Genomic DNA, 626 nt, shown 5'->3' on the forward strand with positions numbered 1-626 from the left:
GCCACGAACTTCTTGTGCGGCTTCACCGTGCCGGGCTTGGCCAGAACCTGGCCGCGCTCGACACCTTCACGGTCAACGCCGCGCAGCAGCGCGCCGATGTTGTCGCCAGCCTGGCCCTGATCGAGCAGCTTGCGGAACATCTCAACGCCGGTGCAGGTCGTCTTGGTCGTCGGACGGATGCCGATGATCTCGAGTTCCTCGCCGACCTTGACCACGCCGCGCTCGACGCGACCGGTCACCACCGTGCCACGGCCCGAGATCGAGAACACGTCTTCGATCGGCATCAGGAACGGCTTGTCGAGCGGACGAACAGGCGTCGGGATGTAGGCATCGACCGCAGCCATCAGCTCGCGGATCGCGTCCTCGCCGATCTTCTTGTCCGAATCTTCCAGAGCGGCAAGCGCCGAACCCTTGACGATCGGAATGTCGTCGCCGGGGAACTCGTTCTTGGTCAGGAGTTCGCGAACCTCGAGCTCGACCAGTTCGAGCAGCTCGGCGTCGTCAACCTGGTCGACCTTGTTCAGGAACACCACGATCGACGGCACGCCGACCTGACGGGCCAGCAGGATGTGCTCGCGGGTCTGCGGCATCGGGCCGTCGGCAGCCGACACAACCAGGATCGCGCC

Annotated in this window: 1 protein-coding gene; it reads right to left on the reverse strand. The window is 65.0% G+C overall.

Annotation, left to right across the window (positions count from 1 at the left end; translation table 11 throughout):
- Positions 1–626 (reverse strand): GTP-binding protein (locus ACFFNA_RS39790; RefSeq protein WP_378925831.1); only part of this gene is annotated, 626 nt, incomplete at both ends.

Source organism: Mesorhizobium kowhaii (assembly GCF_042431665.1).
GTDB classification, from domain to species: Bacteria; Pseudomonadota; Alphaproteobacteria; order Rhizobiales; family Rhizobiaceae; genus Mesorhizobium; species Mesorhizobium kowhaii.